This is a genomic window from Actinomyces oris (genome assembly GCF_006546825.1).
GTDB lineage: Bacteria > Actinomycetota > Actinomycetes > Actinomycetales > Actinomycetaceae > Actinomyces > Actinomyces oris.
Genome location: NZ_VICC01000001.1, coordinates 460,844 through 483,507, shown reverse-complemented (window position 1 = coordinate 483,507; position 22,664 = coordinate 460,844). Strand labels below are relative to the sequence as shown.

At 71.1% G+C, this 22,664-nt stretch carries 16 protein-coding genes; 6 read left to right on the top strand and 10 right to left on the bottom strand.

Features of this window, described 5'->3' with window-relative positions:
- Window position 1: 1 nt before the first annotated feature.
- The 9 genes from FK267_RS02020 to FK267_RS01980 form a co-directional block, all read right to left on the bottom strand.
- Window positions 2-3,655, bottom strand: a complete 3,654-nt coding sequence (locus FK267_RS02020; protein ID WP_232622481.1) for a DUF4011 domain-containing protein — start codon at window positions 3,653-3,655, stop codon at window positions 2-4.
- A gap of 345 nt (window positions 3,656-4,000) precedes the next feature.
- Window positions 4,001-5,971, bottom strand: a complete 1,971-nt coding sequence (locus FK267_RS02015; protein WP_075378939.1) for an ATP-binding cassette domain-containing protein — start codon at window positions 5,969-5,971, stop codon at window positions 4,001-4,003.
- Window positions 5,968-7,644 carry an ABC transporter substrate-binding protein gene (locus FK267_RS02010; protein ID WP_141406053.1) on the bottom strand — a complete coding sequence of 559 codons (1,677 nt, stop codon included), beginning with the start codon at window positions 7,642-7,644 and terminating at the stop codon, window positions 5,968-5,970. Before FK267_RS02010 ends, FK267_RS02015 begins: the two co-directional genes overlap by 4 nt.
- A 103-nt stretch (window positions 7,645-7,747) precedes the next feature.
- Entirely contained in the window at window positions 7,748-8,734 is a 987-nt protein-coding gene (locus tag FK267_RS02005; RefSeq protein ID WP_141406051.1) for an ABC transporter permease, read from the bottom strand.
- On the bottom strand, window positions 8,731-9,768 hold the full coding sequence (locus FK267_RS02000; protein WP_141406049.1) for an ABC transporter permease: 1,038 nt from the start codon (window positions 9,766-9,768) through the stop codon (window positions 8,731-8,733). The genes FK267_RS02005 and FK267_RS02000 overlap by 4 nt, the downstream gene beginning before the upstream one ends.
- A gap of 212 nt (window positions 9,769-9,980) precedes the next feature.
- The gene (locus FK267_RS01995; RefSeq protein ID WP_141406047.1) at window positions 9,981-11,129 is read right to left on the bottom strand and encodes an ABC transporter ATP-binding protein; all 1,149 of its coding nucleotides are present in this window, start codon (window positions 11,127-11,129) and stop codon (window positions 9,981-9,983) included.
- Complete coding sequence (locus tag FK267_RS01990; protein ID WP_141406045.1) at window positions 11,126-13,018, bottom strand: ABC transporter permease; 1,893 nt, start codon at window positions 13,016-13,018, stop codon at window positions 11,126-11,128. Before FK267_RS01990 ends, FK267_RS01995 begins: the two co-directional genes overlap by 4 nt.
- Entirely contained in the window at window positions 13,015-14,112 is a 1,098-nt protein-coding gene (locus tag FK267_RS01985) for a thiamine ABC transporter substrate-binding protein (protein WP_075375411.1), read from the bottom strand. Before FK267_RS01985 ends, FK267_RS01990 begins: the two co-directional genes overlap by 4 nt.
- Window positions 14,113-14,480: 368 nt before the next feature.
- Complete coding sequence (locus FK267_RS01980; RefSeq protein WP_141406043.1) at window positions 14,481-15,308, bottom strand: NAD(P)H-binding protein; 828 nt, start codon at window positions 15,306-15,308, stop codon at window positions 14,481-14,483.
- Between the two features lie 111 nt (window positions 15,309-15,419).
- Here FK267_RS01980 and FK267_RS01975 point away from each other — a divergent pair, with 111 nt between their 5' ends.
- The 4 genes from FK267_RS01975 (at window position 15,420) to FK267_RS01960 (ending at window position 18,195) form a co-directional block, all read left to right on the top strand.
- Entirely contained in the window at window positions 15,420-15,851 is a 432-nt protein-coding gene (locus tag FK267_RS01975) for a winged helix-turn-helix transcriptional regulator (RefSeq protein ID WP_141406041.1), read from the top strand.
- 301 nt (window positions 15,852-16,152) lie between these two features.
- Window positions 16,153-17,220: a YdcF family protein gene (locus FK267_RS01970; protein WP_141406040.1), complete on the top strand. Its 1,068-nt coding sequence runs from the start codon at window positions 16,153-16,155 to the stop codon at window positions 17,218-17,220.
- Window positions 17,221-17,298: 78 nt separating this feature from the next.
- The gene (locus tag FK267_RS01965) at window positions 17,299-17,748 is read left to right on the top strand and encodes a TetR/AcrR family transcriptional regulator (protein ID WP_070510191.1); all 450 of its coding nucleotides are present in this window, start codon (window positions 17,299-17,301) and stop codon (window positions 17,746-17,748) included.
- An 81-nt stretch (window positions 17,749-17,829) separates the two neighbouring features.
- Window positions 17,830-18,195, top strand: a complete 366-nt coding sequence (locus FK267_RS01960; protein ID WP_003788709.1) for a hypothetical protein — start codon at window positions 17,830-17,832, stop codon at window positions 18,193-18,195.
- 257 nt (window positions 18,196-18,452) lie between these two features.
- On the opposite strand, the gene FK267_RS01955 is transcribed toward FK267_RS01960, so the two are convergent.
- Window positions 18,453-18,770: a hypothetical protein gene (locus FK267_RS01955; RefSeq protein WP_232622480.1), complete on the bottom strand. Its 318-nt coding sequence runs from the start codon at window positions 18,768-18,770 to the stop codon at window positions 18,453-18,455.
- Between the two features lie 451 nt (window positions 18,771-19,221).
- Between FK267_RS01955 and FK267_RS01950 the strand changes: the two genes are divergently transcribed.
- Entirely contained in the window at window positions 19,222-19,539 is a 318-nt protein-coding gene (locus tag FK267_RS01950; RefSeq protein ID WP_070510195.1) for a DUF4235 domain-containing protein, read from the top strand.
- Window positions 19,540-19,909: 370 nt separating this feature from the next.
- Window positions 19,910-22,501, top strand: a complete 2,592-nt coding sequence (locus FK267_RS01945) for a (Fe-S)-binding protein (protein WP_141406039.1) — start codon at window positions 19,910-19,912, stop codon at window positions 22,499-22,501.
- The last annotated feature ends 163 nt before the right edge of the window (window positions 22,502-22,664 follow it).

The window sequence follows — 22,664 nt, the reverse complement described above, 5'->3', positions numbered from 1 at the left end:
GCTACGCGCGCACGCCCTCCACGGCCTTGAGGGCCTTGGTGAGAGCCTCCGCCACCCCACGCGCTCCAAGACTGCGGTTTTTCGCACTCAGACGCTTGAGCGCCCACCTGAACAGGTCTTCCTGGGAAGCCCACTCCGGGTTCTTCGCACATGCCTGGGCCATGAGCCCCATCAGCTCGCGGGGATGGATCTCCTCGATGGAGTCCACGTGGTCCAGGGCGTTGCGTCGATAGGACGGGGCCGCGAGCGCGTCATCCCGGCTGGCCCACACGAAGCCGTCCTCGTCGAAGTAGGCGAAGGCCTCCCCCAGAGCCGCCCTGATCGACTCCTCGCGGGACTTGACGGTTCGCGAGAGCCCAAAGGCGCGGGAGATCTTGACGTAGAGCCGGCGCCTGGCGATCGGGGCCTCGACCTGGCAGATGGTGGTAGCGACCTCGATGAGCACCTTCCTGGCCTCCGCGTCGGTACCGGCCCGGTCGAGGATCTCCAGGGGGCGCACACCTGCCGGGCTCCAAGCGGTGTACTCCTCACCCGAGGTCCGCGGGCCGGAGGCAGGCGCCATCGCTTCGCCGCCCACATCGGCGCCGTCCCGGGCATCGGCCTGCACACCGTCGTCGGTCAGCGGCGCGGCGTCCTCGGTCTGCCCGGTCCGCTCCGATTCGAACACCGCGGTCAACGGCGTCGACGGCACCCAGTGACCGCCGGCCGCCTCGATAAGCCGGGCGACGACGGCCTGCCGGTCCGCCAGCCACTCGGGCATCCAGACCCGCTCGACCCGCTGCCAGCCCATGGTGCGCAGGACATCGACCGGGAGCAGGTCGCGTTCGACGACACCCTCCCGCTTGTTCCACTGCGGCCCGTCGAGTAAGACGGCCACGGCGGGGCGGTCCGGCTGGTCGGCGCGCGCCAGGACGAGGTCGATCTCGAAGGTGGAGTGGCCGACGCCGGTGTGGACCGTGAGCCCGGCCGCCTCCAGCGCCTCGGCGATCTCGCGGCGGTGCCAGTTGAGCGGGCTCTGCGAGGCTGGCAGGGCCCGTGGGGCCCGCCCCTCGGCGGCCTGGTGGAGGTAGGCGCGCAGGTCCTTGACTCCTCGGTGGGCCGTGCGCTCAGCGTGCAGGTCCTGGGCGTCGAAGCTGGTGAAGACGATGATCTGCCTGCGGGCCCGGGTGATAGCCACGTTGAGGCGGCGCTCGCCGCCGGCATGGTTGAGAACCCCGAAGTTCAGTGGCAGGTCGCCCTGCGCGTTAGCGGCAAAGGTCGCTGAGAACAGAATCGTGTCGCGCTCCTCGCCCTGGACGTTCTCCAGGTTCCTGACGAACAGGCCGTCACGAGCGTCGAGCGCCTCGATGACCCGGGGCGAGGCGACCTCGCGCAGGCTGTTCTCGATGAGGTCGCGCTGGCGATCGTTGAAGGTGATGACGCCCAGCGAGGGCAGGCGGTCGGGGCAGGCCTCGACGTGCCGGAGCACCTCCTCCACCACGCGTTTGGCCTCAAGGGGGTTGGTGTTCGGCTGGACGTGGGGGTGACGGGCGCGATCCTCGGGACGGAAATAGCGGCCGCGGACCCGCCGCAGCGAGATGCCGTGGCCGCCGGGGGCGGCGTCGGATCCGGGGACAATCGTCAGCGGGCTCGGGAAGGTGAGCAGCCGGCCGTCGTAGTAGTGGCGGTTGGAGAAGGCGACAAGGGACTCGTCCCGGCTGCGGTAGTGCCAGGTGAGCCGGTGCTGGGTCAGGCCGCCGTCCAGGCAGCGGGTGAGGATGGAGCTGGCCTCAGGCGCCTGCTCCCCTCTGATGTCGCCGGCTCCGGGAGCGGGCGGCATCTGCTTGGGGTCGCCGACCACGACCGCGCTACGGCCGCGCCCCATGGCGCCCACGGCATCAGCCACCCGAATCTGGGAGGCCTCGTCGAAGACGACGATGTCCACGTAGCGGCGGTCTGCCGGGAAGAATCGCGCCACCGAGTCGGGCGAGACGAGCAGGCAGGGCGTCAGGGCGGTGATGAGGTCGCCGTAGGTGCGGATCAGCTCGCGCACGCTCATGGCGCTGCGACGGCGGTTGAGCTCGCTGCGCAGCGCCTCGGCGCGGGCGGGGGCGTCCTGCAGGACCTGGTCGCGGTGGGTCAGGACGACGTCGAGCAACTCGGGTGTCAGTGCTGCCCGCAGCTCTTCGAGGGTGCTGCGGTAGCGCTCGATGAGCCGGTTGTGGGCGTCGGCGTCGAAGGTGTCCAGGCCGGTGGCTCGGGCCCGCTCCTTCAGGGCGGCCTGGGCAGCCACAGAATCGGCAGAATCCTCAGAGTTCCCGAGCTGGGCAAGTACCTCTCGGACTCCGCTATAGGACGGGCCATCCGGCGCCGGCTTGTACAGGCCTTCGCGGTAGGTGTCGAACTCAGCGCGGATCCTGGCCAGCTCGGCGCGCAGCACAGCCGGGTCGGAGTGGCCGGCCACATCGCCGGCATCGACGTCGGAACCGGCACCGTCTCCGCACTCTCCTCGCCGCAGGGCCAGGGCGCGGCGCAGGGCTCGGCGGACCTCGGTCGGTTTCATGCCGTTGTCGTGCAGGTTGAGCAGCAGGGCCCCGATGCCGGCCTCCTCGCGCAGGCGGCGGGCGACGACGTCGAGAGCGGACTTCTTTTCGGCGACGAACATGATGGTCCGCCCCGTAGCCAGAGCCCGGAAGATGAGGTTGGAGACGGTCTGGGACTTGCCCGTTCCGGGCGGTCCCTCGACGACGAGGCTACGCCCGGCGACGGCGTCGGCCACGATCCGGGCCTGCGTGGAGTCCGCGGCCAGGGGCAGGTTCTGGGTCGCCTCGTTGATGTCGAGGTCCCTATCGGCCGGGCCGACCGGGTCCACGAAGTCCTGGCGCCCTCCCGACATGAGGTGGGCGACGAGTGGGTTGGCGGCGATCGTCGGCCAGTGGTCCTCGAGGTCCTTCCACATGCGGTAGGTGGAGAAGCGGAACAGTCCCAGGTGGACCGTGGGGGTGACGACGTCGTCCCAGCCGGCGCGCCGCAGGCGATCGCACACGCCGTCGAGAGTGGCCCGCAGGTCGATGCCGTGCTCGTCGAGCTTCGGGCTCCTCAGCTCGGTGAGCTCGATGCCGGTATCCCGCGCGAAGCGGTCGAGGAAGGAGTAGTTGGGCGTGGAGACGCCCGTCTCGTCCAGGATGAGCCTGAAGTCGTCCCCGGTGCGCTCGAGGTTGACCGGGATGAGGATAAGCGGGGAGTGCAGGCGGCTGCTGTCGCTGTCCCAATGGAGGGTGCCGATGGCCAGGTAGAGGTTGTTGGCGCCCGTCTCCTCAACGGCGGTGCGGGCGCTGGTCGCCAGGGCCTGGAGGCGTTGCACGCGCTCGGTGGCGGTCAGCTCGACCTCGACGGTTCGTTCCTTCAGGAGCGAGTCCGCGCGGATCTCCTCCTGGCGAAGGTCCTCACCGGACGGCTCCGCAGGCCGGTATCGCCCCGCGGCGAGGGTGATGTATTCCTTGTCATTAACAAGATCCTCGAACTCGCCGATGAGCGCCAGCGGGACGCGCAGCTCCACGGCATGGCGCGAGGTGCGATTGATGAGAGGGTTGCGCAGCGAGAGGTCGAGCAGACTCTTCTGCCAGTTTTGGACCGGTGTGGGCGCCTTGGAAACGGGCAGATTGTCAGAGGTCATGGAGTTCATGCGGTTCATGGGTGGTGTAGGGATGTGCGTCGACCCGCTCACCCGAATCAGTTGGGCCGACCCGAGCGCCCCGCGCACCGCAGGCCTGTCGATGGGGACGCCGATGACCGCCGGTGGACGGCCGATGCGGGCAGGGGATGCGGATTGCTCCGGCCGACGAGCGCAGATTACAACGGCACTGCGACACGATCGGACACCACTCGTCCCAGGAGCCGCTGTCCCCGCGCGATCGTAGGGTAGGTCGCGAGGTCGTGCCCTTAACCCTCGATCTCGCGGCATAAGGCACGAACGCGACGGCGGGGCCGGCAGCGGGGCCGGCAGTGGGGCCGGCGGCGGCTACGCGTGCACGCCCTCCACGGCCTTGAGGGCTCGACGGCGCTCGCGGCGGGCGGCCTGCACGGCCGGATCGGGCACGGGCACCGCCATGACCAGGCGCCGGGTGTAGTCCTCGCGTGGGCGGGCGAGCACCTGCTCCGTGGGTCCGGACTCCACGACGCGGCCTGCGCTGAGCACCACCGTGCGCGCGGCAATGGAATCGACGACGGCCAGGTCGTGGGAGACGAACAGGCAGGCGAACCCCAGCTCAGCCTGCAGGGCTCGCAGCAGGTCCAGGACCACGGCCTGCACGGAGACGTCCAGGGCGCTGGTGGGCTCGTCGGCGATGACCAGGCGCGGGTCCAGGGCCAGGGCGCGGGCGATCGCCACCCGCTGGCGCTGGCCACCGCTCATCTCGTGGGGGTAGCGCTCGGCCATGGCGGCCGGCAGGCGCACCGCCTCCAGCAGCTCGCGCACGCGCGCCCGCCTGGCCGGGGAGTCGAAGCCGCCGTGGATGAGCATGGGCTCGGCGATCGAGGCCCCCACGGTGCGCCGCGGATTGAGGGAGGAGGCCGGATTCTGGTAGACGACGCCCGTCGAGCGGCGCACGGGCAGCAGGTCGCGGCGCCGGGCCCCGGCCACCTCGACGCCGTCGACACGCACACTGCCCGAGGCGATGGGCACCAGCCCCGTGAGGGTCCCGGCGATGGTCGACTTGCCCGATCCGGACTCGCCCACCAGGCCCAGGACCTCGCCCGGCGCGATCGTCAGAGAGGCGTCGTGCACGGCGTGGACCGTGCGGCGACCGTTGCGGTACACGACGTTCAGTCCCTCAACGGCGACGACGGGCTCGGCCGCTCCCTTGGCCGGTGCCTCGGACTCGCGGGCGACCGCGGCGAAGGGGTCCTCCTGGCGCAGGGAGTCCAGGCGGGGCACGGCGGCGAGCAGCTCGCGGGTGTACTCGTGCCTGGGCCTCTGGAAGATCTCGCGCACGGCTGCGCGCTCGACGATGCGTCCGTGGCGCATGACGGCGACGTCGTCGGCCACATCAGCGACGACGGCCATGTCGTGGGTGATGAGGAGGACCGCCACGCCCTCGTCCCGGGTCAGGGAGCGCAACAGGTCGAGGATCCCCGCCTGGACGGTGACGTCGAGCGCGGTGGTGGGCTCGTCGGCGATGAGGACCGGTGGGTCGCAGGCCATGGCCAGGGCGATGCAGGCGCGCTGCAGCTGGCCGCCGGAGAGCTGGTGGGGGTAGGAGCGGGCGATGCGCTCGAGCACTTCACCATCGGCACGGTCAGCACCGTCGGCATCGTCCGCGCTGTCCTTCCCGCCCGTACTGCGGCCGCCCAGCCCCACTCGGGCGAGCAGCTCACGCACCCTGGCGTCGACCTCGGCGCGGCTGAGCCGGCCTGACCGGCCCGACCGGCCGGGTAGGCCGGGTCGGCCGGGTCGCCGTCGGCCCCCGCCACCGGCCTGGGAGCCGGCATCCGATCCGGCGCTCGCGTGGGCCCGCCGGAAGGCGTCGGGGTGGGCGCGCACGGCCTCCCCGATCTGGAAGGCGATGGTCTCCAGCGGGTCCAGGGCCGTGGTCGGCTCCTGGAAGATCGTGCCGACGAGGCGTCCACGCACGTCGTCGAGCACCGGGCGCGAGGCCCCCACGAGCTCGACGGCGTCCGCGGTTCCGGACTCTCCGCCGTCCCGGCCGGCCTGGCGGGCCGCGTCGGGGTCGATGACGCGCGCCGAGCCGGTGACGGTGGCGGTGGGAGGGAGCAGACCCAGGGCGCCCAGGGCGGTCACCGACTTCCCGGAGCCGGACTCTCCCACGAGGGCCTGGACGCGTCCGGGCCGAAGGTCCAGGTCGATGCCGGTGGAGGCGGGAGTATCGGAGCCGGCGAAGGTGACGCCGAAGCCGCGCAGGCTCAGCGCCGCGTCGTCGGCGACCGGTACGTCAGTGGACTGCGCGCGGGCGCCCTGGGTCTGCCGGCTCATGAGGCGCTCACTCCGATCACCTGGTAGCTGGGGTAGGCGGGGTAGGACTCGACGAAGAACCCGGCCACTCCCGAGCCGTGCAGGAAGGAGTTGCGCCGGTAGGCCAGGGGCACCACGGGCACCTCCTCGGCGATCTTGCGGTCCAGGGCCGCCCACTGGGCCTGCGCGGCCTTGGCGTCGAGGTTGGCCTGGGCCTGGGCGATGGCGGCGTCGACCTCCGCGTTGGAGTAGCGGGCGTAGTTGGAGCCGCCCGAGCCGATCTCGGAGGAGGCGAACAGGGGCTGGATGTTGGCGTTGGCGGAGGGGTAGTCCGGGTTCCAGTTGGCGATCGCCAGGTCGTAGGTGGAGCCATCACCCTTGGTGGCGCGCTCGGTGAAGGTGTCGGGCTCAACCGGCTCGATGGTGACCGTCAGGCCCACCTCCTTGAGGGACTGGCCCACGGCCTCGGCCATCGCCTTGGAGGCGGCGCCGTTGTCGGTGAGCAGGACCAGGGCCGGCACGGTCTTGCCGGTCAGGAGCCCCTTGGCCTTGGCGGCGTCGTGAGGGTAGAGGTCGTAGCTCTGGCGGCCGGGAATCCCCGGGGTGATGTAGGTGGAGGCGGCCTGGGCGCCGAGCTCCCCACCCAGGGCGGCGACGACGGCGGCCTTGTCGACCGCGTGGGCGATGGCCTTGCGCACGTTGACATCGCTGACGCGCTGGACGTTGATGGCCAGGAAGGCCAGCGGCCCGCCCTCGGGGCTGGTGGCCAAGCGGGACTTGGCGCTCTCGTTGGCTGAGACCTGGGCGAGCTGGGCGGCCGAGACGCGGTCGGCACCGAAGGCGTTGCGGTCCTCGCCGGAGTCGGCGATGAGCCGCTGAGCGGAGGTGGTCTCGTCCTGGCCGAGCGAGAAGGTGAAGGTGTCGGGCAGGGCCAGACGGATGCTGTCGGTGTCCTTGGACCAGTGCGGGTTGCGCTTGAGGGTGATGGAGGAGCCCTGCTTGTACTGGTCGATCTGGTAGGGCCCCGAGGCGATGGGTGCGTGGGAGTAGGTGGCGGGGTCGTCGCCCTCGGGCACCGGTGAGAAGGCCGGCTGGGCGACGATCCAGGGCCAGTCGCCGAAGGCGCGCGCCAGGTGGAAGACGATGGTGGACTCGTCGGGGGTCTCGATCGAGCTCAGGTGGGCGCCGGAGTACGGGCCCTGGTAGCCCTCGGCGCCGGCCAGGAGGGACTTGTGGTAGCCCAGGCCCCCGGAGAGGGCCGGCGCGAAGGAGCGCTCGACGCCGTGCTTGATGTGGGCCGAGGTGATGGCCGTGCCGTCGGAGAGCTTGAGGCCCTTCTTGAGGGTGAAGGTCCAGGTCCGGCCGTCGTCGGAGGCCTTGCCGGTGTCGGTGGCCAAGTCGGGGGCGAGCTCGACGGGCTTGCCGGGCTCCAGCTTCCAGGTGGTCAGACGCCGGTGGACCAGGCCGAGGGAGGTCATGGGCATCGACTGGCTCTTGGCGGGATCCCAGCCGACGTCGGTGGCCGAGGTCAGGATGGTGAGGTTGCCGCCGGCCTTGGCGCTGGCCGAGGCGCCCGAGGATGAGCGTGAGTTGGCCCCGCAGGCGGCCAGGGTCAGCGCAGTTAGGGCGGTCATGCCGGTTCCGGCCAGGAAGGCGCGGCGGGAGGCGATGAGGGTGCGGTGGTGGTGAGACATGGGTGTCCTTCCTGTGCTGCGGTCGGCCCGTGGTGGGTCGCCGGTCGGGGTCCCGACGCCGTCGGCGCCGGAGGAGAAGTGGGATGGGCCTTCGTGAGGCTGCTCAGAGACGGGGGTCGATGAGGGTGGCGACGGCGTCGGCCACAAGGTTGGCGACGACGACGAAGGCGGCGGCGACCAGGGTGACCCCCATGACGACGGGGACGTCGGAGGTGCCGACGGCGTCCATGAGGAGGGCGCCCAGGCCCTGCATGGAGAAGACGCGTTCGGTGATGACCGCGCCGCCCAGCAGGCCACCCAGGTCGAGGGCGAAGTAGGTGACCACCGGCAGGGAGATGTTGCGCATCACGTGGCGGCCGACGACGCGGCGCTCGGGCAGGCCGACGGCGCGCGCGGTGCGCACGTAGTCCTCGCCGAGGTTCTCCAGCATCTCGCCACGCACCATGCGGGCGTAGACGGCCGCGGAGATGAGGGCGAGGACGCACCAGGGCAGGATGAGGTGCCAGGCCCAGTCCACGGGGCTGTCGGCGAAGGGGACGTAGCCGGAGACCGGCACCATGTCGAGGGTGAAGCCGAACAGGAGGATGCCCAGCAGCCCTACGAGGTAGGCGGGTGAGGAGATGCCCAGGACCGTTCCGGTCATGATGGTGCGGTCCAGGCGTGAGCCGCGTCTGAGGGCGGAGACGACGCCGGCGCCCACGCCGATGGCCAGCCACAGGACGGCGGCGCCCACGGCGATCGAGGCGGTCACCGGCAGTCGGGTGGCCACAAGCTCGCTGACCGGCGTCGACAGGCGGAAGGAGTAGCCCAGGCAGGGGGAGGCGCAGGCGATGGCGCCGGAGCCCTCACCGAAGGTGCGCCCCCCGATGATGCCCTGGAGGTAGTGCCAGAACTGGGTGTACCAGGGCAGGTCGTACCCCATGAAGGCGCGGGCGCGCTCGAGGTTCTCCGGGGTGCAGGGCCGGCCGCAGGCCAGGGTGGCCGGGTCGGAGGGCCACAGGGAGAAGATGGCGAAGGTGATGAAGACGATGATGACGAGGGTCGCCAGGGTGCGGACGAGCCTGAGGCCGAGGAAGTGCAGGCGGTTCATCGGTGCTCACCGGTCCTGGGGTCGAGGGCGTCGCGCAGGCCGTCGCCGAAGAGGTTGAAGGCCAAGGTCACCAGGAACAGGGCGGCGCCGGGGAAGACGAGGTACCAGGGGTCGGTGGCGACCCAGGTGATGGCCGAGCCGATGGAGCGGCCCCAGGACGGTGTCGGCGGGGGCACGCCCACCCCAAGGAAGGACAGGGCGGCCTCGGCGGTGATCTTGCCGGGGATGGAGATGGTGGTGAGCACGATGATGGTGGCCACGAGGTTGGGCAGGACCTGGGTGGTCATGATGTGCAGGCCGCCGGCGCCCATGGCCCGCGAGGCTCCCACGAAGGTTCGGGCGCGCACGGCCATGGTCCGCGAGCGCAGGACGCGTGCGGTCGAGGGCCAGCCGAGGATCCCGATGATGAGGATCATGACCGGTACGCGCGGGGCGGTGGCGGGGATGATCGCGGAGATGGCGATCATGAAGACCAGGTGGGGGAAGCCGAGGGTGATGTCGGTCAGGCGCGAGACGATGGCGTCCCACCAGCCGCCCAGGTAGCCGGCGCTCAGCCCCAGGCTGATGGCGATGAGCATCGACAGGACGGTGGCTCCCATGCCGATGGAGAAGGAGGTGCGGGTTCCCTCCACGACGACGGCGAACAGGTCCCGCCCCGTCTGGGGCTCGACGCCGAAGGGGTGGGCGGCGCTGATGCCCCCGAGGCGACCGGCGGGGATGCCGGAGGGCGTGAGCAGGTCGAGGTGGTAGGTGTAGGGGTCCACGCCGAGGGCCCGGGTGATCCAGGGGGCGAGGAGGGCCACAAGGGTGGTCGCGATGACGACGGCGCCTCCGGCCAGGGCCCAGCGGTCAGCGGCCAGGCGGCGCCATACCTGGCGGGAGCCGCCGGGGCGCTCGTGAAAGGCGCGGTCGGCGGTGGGCGCCGCGGCGTCTGCGGCAGTGGCGGCGTCGGCGGCTTCGACGGCGGCATCGGCGGGGTCAGCGGCCTCGAGGGGGCTGGTGGAGGCAGGGGTGTCCTGGGCGGACGAGTGCACGGGGGCACCTCACAGGTGTTAGGAGCAGGCGCTCAACGAATGGGACGTGGGCTGTCGTCAGCGACAGCAACAACTCCACATTCGCTTGGCCATGATGTTCTCCTGAGAGGCACCGGAAGATGACGAGCAGACAGTAGCAGGAAGTCTGATGAATCGCGAAAGTCGTCTCGGTCACCCGGGCCGGCGCATCGAGGTACGGCCGGCCGGTGACCCTAGAGCCGGGCGGTGCGGGCGGGGTCGAGGTACAGGGTGACGCGCGCACCGGGAGCGTGGGGGCGCCGGGTCAGGGCGGTAGCACGGGCAGCACGGACCGGCTCACGATCCGCCGCCGCATCAGCCTCGACGCCGGACGGCTCAGCCTGCCTGTCCAGCCCGGCCACCTCGTCTGGCCCTGCCAACCCGTCCGGCCCCTCCGGCTCCGCCAGGGCGGCGAGCCGCTCGGGGTCGAGCTCGACCTCGGCCTCCCACTGGCCGCGACGCAGCCGCGAGGCCAGTACGGTGGCCGGCAGGGTCTCCGGTGCCGCCGGTATCTCCGTCTGCGCGGGCCCGTCCGGCTCCCCCGGCTCCCCCGCCGCGGCCTCCACCACGCGCAGCGCGCCGGGGGCGAGGGCGAGGTCGCCGACGACGTCGAATCCCAGGAACCGCGCCACCTTGCTGCTTCCGGGGTCGGCCCACAGGCGCTGGGGGGTGTCCAGGCGCAGGAGGCGGCCGGCCTCCATAACGCCGACCCGGTCGGCCACGGTCATGGCCTCGTCCTGATCGTGGGTGACGTAGAGCGCCGTCGTACCGCCCTGACGCAGGATGGTGCGCACGTCGGTGGCCAGCTGCTCGCGCAGGGCCCGGTCCAGGGCGGACAGGGGCTCGTCGAGCAGCAGCAGCCTCGGCGCCGGGGCAAGCGCCCGGGCCAGAGCCACCCGCTGGGCCTGCCCGCCGGACAGGGTCGTCACGCGCCTCCGCTCGAATCCGGGCAGGCCGACGAGCTCGAGCATCTCGCGCACGCGCTCGCCCCGCTGGGCGCGCGGCAGGCCGGTGAGCCCGTAGGCGATGTTGCTGCCGACGTCGCGGTGCTCGAAGAGCTGACCATCCTGGAACATGAGGCCGAAGCCGCGCTTGTGGACCGGCACGCGCACCATGCTCCGCCCGTCCCAGGCGACCTCGCCGGCGGCCACATCCTCCAGGCCGGCCACCGCCCGCAGCAGGGAGGACTTGCCCGATCCCGAGGCCCCCAGGAGGGCGACGACCTCCCCGGCGGTCACCTCCAGGTCGACGCCGTCGACGGCGCGCAGGTCCCCGTAGGTCACGGCGAGCCCGCGCACGGACAGTCCCGTCGAAGCACTGGTGTTACTGGCAGTCGGGCTCATGGCCGCTCGCCTCCGTCCGTCCTGGGCCCGCGTACCCGGGCCGTCTTGTTGTTTCCGCCCGTCGTGCCCGCCGCATGCTGGCCGGCGTCCACGGGTACCGCGCGCTGCGGAGCCGGCTGAGGCGCCGACGCCCCACCCGGCCTCGACGTCGCGCCCGCGCTTTCGCCCCGCCCGGGGCCGAGCCGGGTCTGGAGCCACTCGCAGCCGAGCATGACGGCGGCGCTGCCCACCGCCAGGACGACGCCCCCGGCCAGCGCCATCCCCTGGTTCTGGGAGCCGGGGCTGCCGATGAGCCGGTAGACGACCACCGGCAGGGTCGGCTCCTGGGGCCGGGCCAGGAACGACGTCGCCCCGAACTCCCCCAGCGACGTCGCCAGGGCGAAGCCGGCCGCCAGTCCGCCGGCGCGCAGCAGCTGGGGCCCGTCCACGGTCGCCAGCACCCGGCCGGGTCCGGCCCCCAGGGCAGCGGCCGCCTCGCGCTGACGCGGGTCGATGGCGCACAGTGCCGGCAGCAGGGTGCGCACCACGAGCGGCACGGCCACGACGGCCTGCGCCAGCGGCAGGATCCACCAGGAGCGGGTCAGGGCCAGCGGCGGGCGCGCCAGGGTGATGAGGAAGCCGAAGCCGACCGTCACGGCGGAGACGCCCAGCGGCAGCATGAAGGCGGCGTCGAGCCCGGTGATGACCCGGGCCAGCGTCCGGCTGCGGGGTCGGCGCGAGACGACCAGGCACACCGCCACCCCCAGGCTCAGGGCGATGGCCGCGGCCGCTACGGCCACGGCCACCGAGTTGGCGGCCGCCTCCCACACGGTCACGAGCAGGGCGCTGCGCCCGCCGGTCGATCCCAGGTCGGTGTAGTTCGCCAGCGTCCAGGCGCCGTCGCGCTGCAGGGAACGCGCCACCAGCACCGCCATCGGCGCCACCAGCAGCCCCCCGACCGTGGCGGCGGTGACCGCGAGCGCGGGGGCATCGGCAGCCCGCAGCCGCCCGGCGGGCACCTCGGTGCGCAGGCGCAGGCGCGTCTGGGTGGCGGCGCGCGCCCGCTCGGCCACCCACAGGGCCAGGGCGATGACGCCGAGCTGGACGACCGACAGGACGGCGGCGCCCCGCAGATCGAGGTACTGGGTGGTCAGCCGGTAGATCTCGGTCTCGATGGTGCCGATCCCCACCCCGCCGAGCACGAGCACCACCCCGTAGGCGGTGGCGCAGAACAGGAAGGTCAGGGAGGCGGCTGAGGCGATGGCGGGGGCCAGCGCAGGCAGAGTGACAGTGGCGAAGGCCCGCATCGGCGAGGCCCCCAGCGCCCGGGCGGCCTCCACGGCGCGCGGGTCGAGCCGCGACCACATGGTGCCCACGGCGCGCACCACGAGCCCGTAGTTGAAGAAGGCCAGCGCGGCCACCACCGCGGTCAGCGTCCCATCCAGGTCCAGGGCCTCCAGGGGCCCGCCGCGGGTGACCAGGGCGTGGAAGGCGACGCCGACGACGACGCTGGGCAGCACGAAGGGCACGGTCACCACCCCGCGCAGCAGGTCGCGGCCGGGGAAGGCGCGCCGGTAGAGGACGAGGGCTCCGGGGATGCCGAGGGCCACGCACACGGCAGTGCCGAGTACCGCCTGGGTGAGGGTCTGGGTGAGGATCCGCCAGGTGCGCTCGCGGGCCAGGACCTCGCCGAAGCCGCTGAGGTCCAGGGCGCCGTCGGGGGCGAGGCCGCGGCCCATGAGCGTGGCCACGGGCCAGGCGAAGAAGACCGCCAGGAAGGCCAGCGGGCCGACGACGGCCAGGGTCCAGCCGGCCCGCTCGCCCCAGCCGGGCCGGGGGCCGCCGGCACCCGGTCCGTCGGCTCGCGCGGCGGCGTCGGCCCCTGGCGTCTCCTCGCCCGGCGCGCTCACTTGCCGACGGCCTCGGTCCAGGTGTTCAGCCACTCCTCGCGGTGGGTGGTGATCTCCTTGGGCTCGACCTTCACCGGCGACTTCGACAGCGGCCCGAACTTGGTGAGGGCCTCGGGCAGGGCGGCGTCGGGCAGGACCGGGTACATGTACATCTGGCCGGGGATGTCCTCCTGGACGGCCTTGGAGAGCATCCACGTCACGAAGGCCTTGCCTCCCTCGGGGTTGGCGGCGCCCTTGAGGACCCCGGCGTACTCGACCTGGCGGAAGGCGGTGTCCAGCAGGGCGGAGGTGGTACTGGAGCTCTTATCCTTGGAGACCGTGAAGGAGGGCGAGGAGGCGTAGGACACGACGATGGGGTAGGTGCCCTTGCCGCTGCCGGAGAAGTCGGTCTCGTAGGCGGCGCTCCAGTCCTCGGCGATCCGGGCGCCGTTGGCCATGAGCTGCTTCCAGTAGCCGGCGAAGGAGCCGGCGCCGAAGTGGCCGATGGTGGCCAGCAGCCAGGCCATGCCGGGCGAGGAGTTCGTGGGGTTGATGGCCACGAGCAGGCCCTTGTACTCGGGCTTGGTGAGGTCCTCGAAGGTGGCCGGGGGCGTCAGGCCCTTGCCGGTGAAGTAGCCGGTGTCGATGTTGAGGCAGACGTCACCGACGTCGATGGGCGCCAGGGCCGGGGTGTCGGCGACGACGTAGCTCTCGGCGCCCTTGGGGAGGGTGACGGTGGCGGAGGTGTCGATGACACCCTGGTCGAGGGCGCGGGTGGCGTAGGTGTTGTCGATGCCGAAGACGGCGTCGCCCAGGGGGGCGTCCTTGGTCAGGACGAGCTTGTTGACCAGGGCGCCGGCGTCCCCGGAGGTGGCGATCTTGAGGGTGTATCCGGTCTCGGAGGTGAAGGCCTTCTGGAGGTTCTCCGAGACGTGGAAGGAGTCGTGGGTGACGACGGTGACGGTCTTGGAGTCGGCCTGGGAGCCGGCCTTCTTGCCCTTGCCGCAGGCGGCCAGGCTCAGGCCGACGGCGCCGGCGGCGGTTCCGGCGAGCAGGGCGCGGCGGCTGAGGGCCGGGTGGGGCCGGCCGGGGCGGTGGGTGGACTGGATGCTCATGTGTGCCTCCTGGATGGTTCTCCGGAGGGCCCGGCGACCACCTGCGGCGCGCCGGGGAGATGGTCTCGACTTCCTTCGCCGGTACTAACCGGAGCAGGTTCGAGGGTCTGCGGGTTTCCGCACTCTCAGCGCCGTCGGCGGCGGCCCGTCGACCAGTGGCGGCCGGGCCGACGACGGGGCGCTCCCCTGTCATTGCAGGTCAACTGTAGTTCGAGGGCGTCCGCTGACACCAACTCCATCCGGCCCGCGCCGCGCGCCGGAGCCCTGCCGCTGCACCCGGCCGCACGTTCGCCTTCCCGCGCCATCGCCTTTCCGCGTGATCGTAGGGTAATCCGCGAGGTCGTACCTTTAACCCTCGACAGCGCGACCTACGGTACGACCGCGCGCCGAGCAGCCAGAGCCTTGGCTGCGACAACGAGCGGATCCGTGGGCTCCCGGCCCAGCAGATACGGAAGGTCATCACCCGTCCTGGCCAAGAACCCGTGCCGGATGACACTGGCGATCGAGAGCATCAGGGACTGGCGGAAGGACGGCATCCCACCCTCGGCGAGCAGTTGCCGGTACTCGCCCAGGCTGATGTCCCTCACCTCACAGCCCAGGCGGACTGCGACGTCAGCGACGGACACCGCACGGCTTCCCACTAACTCGTAGACCTTCCTCTCGTGCCTACCCGGGTCGCTGAGGAGGGAGGCCGCCGCGCAGGCCAGGTCGTGCCGTGCCACCGCAGCCACAGCCCCGTCTCCCAACGGCGACACAATTCTCAACGCTTCCCCGTGCTTCTCCCACGAGAGCGGAACGCCGAGAATCTCGGCATAGACGCCGTTGCGCAGAATGGTCCATGTCATGCCGCTGGCCATGATGATTCCCTCGGTGACGCGGTGCGGCAGCGCCATTGACAAGTGGTCGCCCGCACCAGTGAGGCTCGTGTAGACGATGTGGGAAACGCCGTCGCGCTCCGCGACCTCAACGGCGGCGCGGTTGAAGGCGATCTGCCGGTCGTCCTCCTGCGCCCCGGCGGGCACCAGCAGCAGGGTGTCGACGCCGTTGAAATCCAGGCTGTCCGGGACGCTGAAGTCAACATGCCGTTGCCCCGCCGACGGCGTGCGGCTGCCACCCACCGCCGGAATGCCGCGAGCGCGCAGCTCCGCCAGGAGAGCTGAGGAGAACCGTCCGCTTGCACCGGTCACCAAGATCATGAGTAGCCTCCTTCAGGCTCAACCACACTCTGGAAGCTGGCTCCTGCAGCCACCGAACCTTCTGCGCATGAGCCTGAGGCATCGTGCACGCACCTACAAGGAGGCAGTTTCTTGTCACCAACGCACAGCGATGTGACCACCGGCGATCCCAATCCGGCGCCTCTGGAGCGCTGCACCCGAGCGCACCGCGAGGATCCTGGCATCCGGGCGGTCCACGACCGACTGGGAGACAAGTGGTCCCTACTGGTCATCGTGGAGCTGACGCGCGGCCCACTGCGTTTCCGTCAGCTGCAGCACGCCGTCGGCGGCATCTCGCAGCGCATGCTCACCCTGACGGTGCGGCGTCTGGAGCGCGACGGGCTGGTGCGCCGCACGGTCTACCCCACGGTTCCCGCCCAAGTCGACTACCGGCTCACCGAGATGGGGGCGAGCCTGACACATCTGCTGAAAGCCCTTGCCGACTGGTCGCTGGAGCACCGGAAGGACATCACCCAGGCCCAGACCGATTACGACCACACTCACCCAGGCAGGCCCGTGCGTTAGATCGTGGCGTGAGCCTCCCACGCGGACGGGCACCCCGACCTCACCCCAGGGAGGAGTCGGGGCACAAGCCGTCGTCCGTAGGGTGGAGAGCCGGCTCCCACGAATCGTCCCAACGACGCTCACACCCACCGGCAGCCGCCTCCTAACCTGCTCATATGAGCGCAAGGCGGCACCAGCCGGCCCCGGTTCTATGATGAGCGCCGCCCCATCAGCACCCACCGTCCCGCGCCATGCCGGGAAGGCCCGCCTTCCCCGCACCCAGGACAAACCCACCCCCTGCACCACGAGAGGAAGCCGCCCCATGAGCACCCCCTGGTTCCTCCCCGCTCCGCTGGTCGACGTCGCTGCCCTGGCGCTGTGGTGGGGGCTTCTCAGGCTCTCGCGGCGCCGCGACAACCGCCGGCTTCGCAACGGACTCCTGTTCCTGCTCCTGGTCGGCGCTACGGTGAGAGCACTGCTCCACCTGGCCTCCCTCATCCCCGTCCTCACGATCCCGGTGGGACTGGGCGGTGTCGCCTTCTTCCTGCTCATCGCCCTCATGCCGTTCCTGCTCATGTTCAACGGCGTCGTCCTCATCCGCCGCGAGGGCCGGCGCCTGAGCAACCTGCTGTGCCTGGCGGCCGGCCTGGGACTCATCGCCACGCCGATGGCCGCGGTCGCCCTCGTGGCCACCGCCAACCCCTGGGCCCTGCTGGTCGCCGCGCTCATGTTCTGCGCCTGCGCCTACCTGGGCGTCTTCCTTCTCATCTTCCTGGCACAGACGGCGGTGCAGCGAATCTGGGGCGGGCGCCGGGCCATGCCGCACCCCGACGTCGTCGTGGTCCATGGCGCCGGGCTCATCAACGGGAAGGTCGGTCCGCTGCTGAGCTCGCGGATCGCCGGAGGCATCGAGGCCTGGCGCGACGAGGAGGGCCTGCGCCCCGGCGTGCCGCTGCTGGTCATGAGCGGCGGGCAGGGCGCTGACGAGCCGGTCAGCGAGGCGCGCGCCATGGCCGACTACGCGATCGCGCGTGGCGTCCCGCCTGAGCGGATCCTCCTGGAGGACCGTTCGACGACGACGCGCACGAACATCTCCTACACGCGCGACCTGCTGGCCGAGCGCGGCATGACGGACCCGCAGGTGCTGCTGGTGACGAGCTCCTTCCACGCGGTGCGCACCGCGATCCTGGCCTCCGACATGGGGGTGCCGTGGGCGGTGGAGCCGGCGCGCACGGCCTGGTTCTACATTGTCAACGCCTGGCTGCGGGAGTACGTCGCCGTGCTGACTTACCGGCGCCGCCCCGCCCTGGCCTGCGCTGGTATCGCCGGGGTCTTCGCCGTGCTGTACGCACTGCTGGTCCTCGGCGTGCAGACGGGGCATATCGGCTGAGGGAGGCGGCCTTTCCCGCCCAAGAATTTCAGAACGATTGTTCTTGACTGACCGTTCCAGAACGTTTATTCTGGATTCATGGGACGACGACGTACCTTCATCGAGAGCGAGGCCATCAGCTCCGCGACGGCGGTCTTCGCCGAGCGCGGTTTCGCGGGAGCCTCTGTGGACGATCTGGTTCGGGCCACCGGCGTCAATCGCGCCAGCCTCTACGGGGTCTTCGGCTCCAAGGACGGGCTCTTCCAGCGCTGCCTCACCGAGGCGCTGGCCGCTCTGAGCACTGCAGCCACCCCCGACGATTCCGCCGACGCCGCAGGGGCGGGACGCGAGGATCTCGACCTGATCCTTGTGGCACTCATGGAGATCGCCCCCGGGGACCCGGCCGTGCACGAGTCCCTCGAGGTCGCTTTGAACCGGGCGGGCATCACCGCCGAGGCGCTCGGCCGGCGACTGCTGGTGCGGGCCGGCGCCACGACGTCGGGCTCGGCCCCATCAGCCCCGACGGCATCGGCCTCACCGCCGACGTGATCCGTTCCAGCCCCGCGCCCACCTGCCAGATCACCAGCTCACTTCCACCCAACCGACCTGCCCATGAGAGGAGCAGACATCATGAGTCGCAACACCGTCACCATCACCGACACCACCTTGAGCGTTGAGCCGCACGGGCTGGACAAGATGTGGTCCTACACCTCCCGGCTGGAGATCCCGCTCGCGCACGTGCGCGGCGCCACGCACGACCCCGGTCTGCGCCACGAGCCCAAGGGCTGGCGCGGGCCCGGACTGCAGGCCGGCAGCAAGCTCTCCGGGACCTTCCACGCCGAGGGCACCGCGCAGTTCTGGAACATCTCCGGTTACGAGAACACCCTGGTCGTCACCCTGGAGGACGAGCGCTTCACGCACCTCTACCTCACGGTCGACGACCCGGCCGGCTTGGCCGCACAGATCAACGCCGCCATCCGCCCCGCCCAGGCGTGAGCCCAGGCCTGAGCCGCCGCCTCATCCAGGCAGCGGCTCGGCACCACACACCACGACACCCATCACTCTCCCGCGCGTTCGTGGGGTGGGGCACCGCTTCGAGCCCTGACCCCCGAACGCGCGGCGCACAGTACGACCACCCGGGCGCGGCAGTTGGCGCCACGCGAGCCCGGACTGGCTGCGGTATCAGCTCAGGAGGAGCTACACACTCCAACACCCTCACATACGAAGGGGGAGGCCACCTCCGGCCAACTGACTCAACCAGATTGCTTCAGCCCCGCCTTCTTTGAGGATCTCCAGGTTTGCCAGCAGGCGACTCCGACCAACAGAACCAGTGGCCCGATGACGCCCGTCGCTGAGCCGGCGTTCGTCCACACCGCTATCAAGGGCAGCAGCACGAGGAGTAGCGCGGCACCGACAGCCGCAGCGAAGGACTTTGAGTGAAGCGCCAGCAACGCGCAGGCAATGACAGCAGCGGAGGCCAGTGACAAGACTCTTCCCGAACCCGACCAGTTAACGGCGACAAAGAGCACTGCGAAAACAATAACGATGACATACGTCAGCAGGGCACTCACACTACTGTTCTCTCGCAGCATTCATGCACCCCCATTATGCAAGCGCGGCGCCCACTCTTCAGCAGGCGAGCCCACCGGCCGTAGATCCCTCGACATCCTGGTCATTCAAGGAGGATCGGGAAATTTCCAAGACCTCATGAAAGAAGGTAACAGGGCGAACTGACGAGTACAAGGCGCCTGCCACTCAGTTTTCTGGGAACCACTTAGGCTCTCCCTGAAACGTCTTAACAATCCAATGTATTGATGCCATCTGCCCCGTTCGTTCAAGCGCCTGGCGCCACGAGAATCCCCTCCCACCCGGGCCCGGCGGCTGGCGCCACGCGGGCGGGCACTGGCTGCGCCGTCGCCCCGGGTACGGCATGATCGGGACGGAACGGACCGACTCCGTCGGCCCCACCACCAAGCAGGCAGGTACCCACGACACCGCCCGGCCCGGGCGCAAGGAGGACTCATGAGCGCACAGGACCCCGCCGAGATCGACCAGACCACCGACTTCATGTGGAAGGCGACCGCGGCCGTGGCCACGCTGGCCTCCGGGTTCGTGGCCGAGAAGGTCGTGGCGCTCGGCTGGCGAGCCATCTCCGGCAAGCCGGCCCCGCGCGAGGAGGACCAGCTCCTCAACTACAAGCTGGCCGAGATCGTCACCTTCGCCATCATCTCTGGCGCCACCGTCACCCTGGTACGCGAGCTCGGACTGCGCCAGGCCGCCAAGTGGTACAGCGCCCGCCGCCCCGACTCCCCCTACGCGATGCGTGCCATCAGCGCCTGAGGACTCCGTCAGTGCCGGCCCCATTGCGGGGTCGGCACACTTTTTTGCGGTCCCGTGTCACGATTGGCGACTTTTCCCGCCGGCACACCGTTCGCAAAGACCCTCCGCACACTCGGCACCACGGCGTCTGCGCAGGTCAGAGCTAGTCTCCGGGGATCCAGTCGAGCTCGCGGCCGTCGGCCGCTCCTTGAAAAGTCGCCAATCGTGACACTTTTCCTCTACCGCGCCTCAGCCGCCTCGCTCCGCCAACCCACAGGTAGGCTGACGGGAAGCGCCAACGGTGTGCCGCGCAGGCGACCCTCCGGGGCGCCACCGGCCACCTCCCAGCGCTTCCGCCTTTGCCTTCGGAGACCTGAGGAAACCCGCCCCGATGAGTGCCGTGCAGATCGCCTGTGTCGTCATCGTCGTCATCGCCACGACGATCGGTATCGCAGTTTTCGCACGCGCCTGTTGCACTATTGGCGCCCGCATGGCCGTGGGCCACGCAACCGCACCGGAGCGCCTGCGCCCGGTCGGCCGGCGCCTGGCGCTCACGCTGGGGGCGCTCGTGGGCCACACCGCCTTCAAGGGCCGCCCCTTCGTCAAGGCCGCCCACTGGCTGGTCATGGTCTCCTTCCCCCTGCTGTTCCTCACGCTCGTGGCCGGCTACGGGCAGGTGCTGGGCGGTCCCGACTTCGCGCTGCCTCTCATCGGGCACGCCGCCTGGTGGGCCTGGATCGTCGAGATCATCGCCTGGCTGTCCACCTTCGGGATCGTGGGCCTGACCATCCTGCGCTGGCGCCTGACCCGGGCTGGCCGGGCCGCCCCGCCCTACGCCCCCGACTCCGACGGCGGTAAGCGCCCGCGCACCTCCCGCTTCGCCGGCTCGACGTCGGCCCAAGCGAAGTTCGTCGAGGCCACCATCATCGGCGTGGTCGCCTGCGTGCTGGCGCTGCGGATGCTGGAGCACGCCCACCTGGCCGCCTCCCCCGACCCGGCGCAGCGGGCCCTGGCCTCCTGGACGCATTTCCCCCTGACGGCATGGACCGGCCCGCTGCTCGCCCCCGCGAGCGCCAGCGCCCTGGCCAACGCGATCCTCGTCGTCGCCACCATCAAGGTGGTGCTGTCGATGACCTGGTTCGTCGTCGTGGGCCTGCAGCCCTCGATGGGCGTGGCCTGGCACCGGTTCCTGGCGATCCTCAACGTCTACGCGCGCCGCGAGGTGGACGGCTCCAAGGCCCTGGGCCCGCTCCAGCCGCTCATGGTCGGCGACGAGCCCCTGACCGAGGCCACCATGGACACGCTGGAAGAGGCCATGGAGGCCGCCGACTCCGGCGAGGGCCCCGAGGTGCGCCTGGGCGTGGGCCGCATCGAGGACTTCACCTGGAAGGGCCTGCTGGACTTCTCCACCTGCACCGAGTGCGGCCGCTGCCAGGACCTGTGCCCGGCGTGGAACACCGGCAAGCCCCTGTCCCCCAAGCTGTTCGTCATGGCGCTGCGCGATCACCACGCGGCGGCCGCCCCCTACCTGCGGGCCGCGAGCGCCCTGGGGGTCGAGCCCGACGACGTCACCGAGGAGATGGTGGCCTCCCGCCCCACCTCCGGTGGGCTGGTCGGCAAGGCGCTGGGCATGCACGACGGTCTGGCGCGCGAGACGAACCTGGGCCTGGAGCCGGGCACCGCCCACACCGGCGACGTGCTCGGCGCGCTGCTGGCGGCCAAGGCGGCCCCTACCGAGACGGGTGTGGCCACGCGGCCGGCGCCCCTGGCCGGGGAGGTCATCCCCGCCGACGTCCTGTGGGCCTGCACCACCTGCGGGGCCTGCGTGGACCAGTGCCCGGTGGACATTGAGCACGTCGACCACGTCGTCGACGTGCGCCGCCAGCAGGTGCTCATGGAGTCGGCCTTCCCCAAGGAGCTCGGCGGCATGTTCCGCAAGATGGAGTCCAAGGGGAACCCGTGGGGGCTGCCGGCGCGCAAGCGCATGGACTGGGCCAAGAATCTGGACTTCGAGGTGCCGGTCATTGGTGACGACGTCGAGAGCGCCGCGGACGTCGACTACCTGTTCTGGGTGGGTTGCGCGGGCGCCTATGAGGACCGGGCCAAGAAGACGACGCGGGCGGTGGCCGAGCTGCTGCACACCGCGGGGGTGAGCTTCGCGGTGCTGGGCGACGCCGAGACCTGCACCGGCGACCCGGCCCGGCGCGCCGGCAACGAGATCCTCTACCAGATGCTCGCCGCGCAGAACGTGGAGACCCTGGGCGAGGTCGGGGCGCAGCGGATCGTGGTGACTTGCGCGCACTGCTTCAACACGATCTCGCGGGAGTACCCGCAGATCGGGGGCCGCTACGAGGTCGTCCACTACACCCAGCTGCTCAACCGGCTCGTGCGCGAGGGCCGGCTGCGTCCGGCGCCGCCGCAGGCCGCGGGTGGTTCGACGGCGTCCGCCGCCCCATCCACCTCCGCCGCCCTGGCCACGCCGGCACCCGCCTCCGGGCAGGACGGGGGCTCACCGACCGAGGACGCCCCGACGTCGAGTGCCGAGGCCGCCGAGCCGCAGGCCGAGGACCCGGCGGCGCCGTCGGGCGAAGAGGAAGCCGGTAAAGCGGCGGGCGAGCCGGTCATCCCGACGGTCACCTACCACGACGCCTGCTACCTGGGCCGCCACAACCAGGTCTACTCCCCGCCGCGCGAGCTGCTGGAGGCGACCGGCGCGACCACGGTGGAGATGCCGCGCAGCCGTGAGCGGGGCTTCTGCTGCGGGGGCGGCGGGGCGCGCGCCTTCATGGAGGAGACCATCGGGACGCGCATCGCCGTGGAGCGCTCGCGCGAGGCCATCGGCACCGGCGCGCAGGTCATCGCCACGGCCTGCCCCTTCTGCACCACGATGCTCTCCGACGGCGTCGCCTCCGAGGGCGCCGACGTGCGGGTCACGGACGTGGCCACCCTCATGCTGGAGGCCGTGCGCCGCGGCGGGGAGTAGGCGGACGTCGGCCTCACCCCGTGGGCTCGGCCGGGGACATTCCACGCGGCCGGGGACACTTCCCTCCCGCAGGGGACATCCTGCGCGTGCAGGGACCGGATTCCTGTCCCCAAACGCGCGAACCGCACCCGGCCGCACAGAGATGTCCCCGACGGCGTCGATT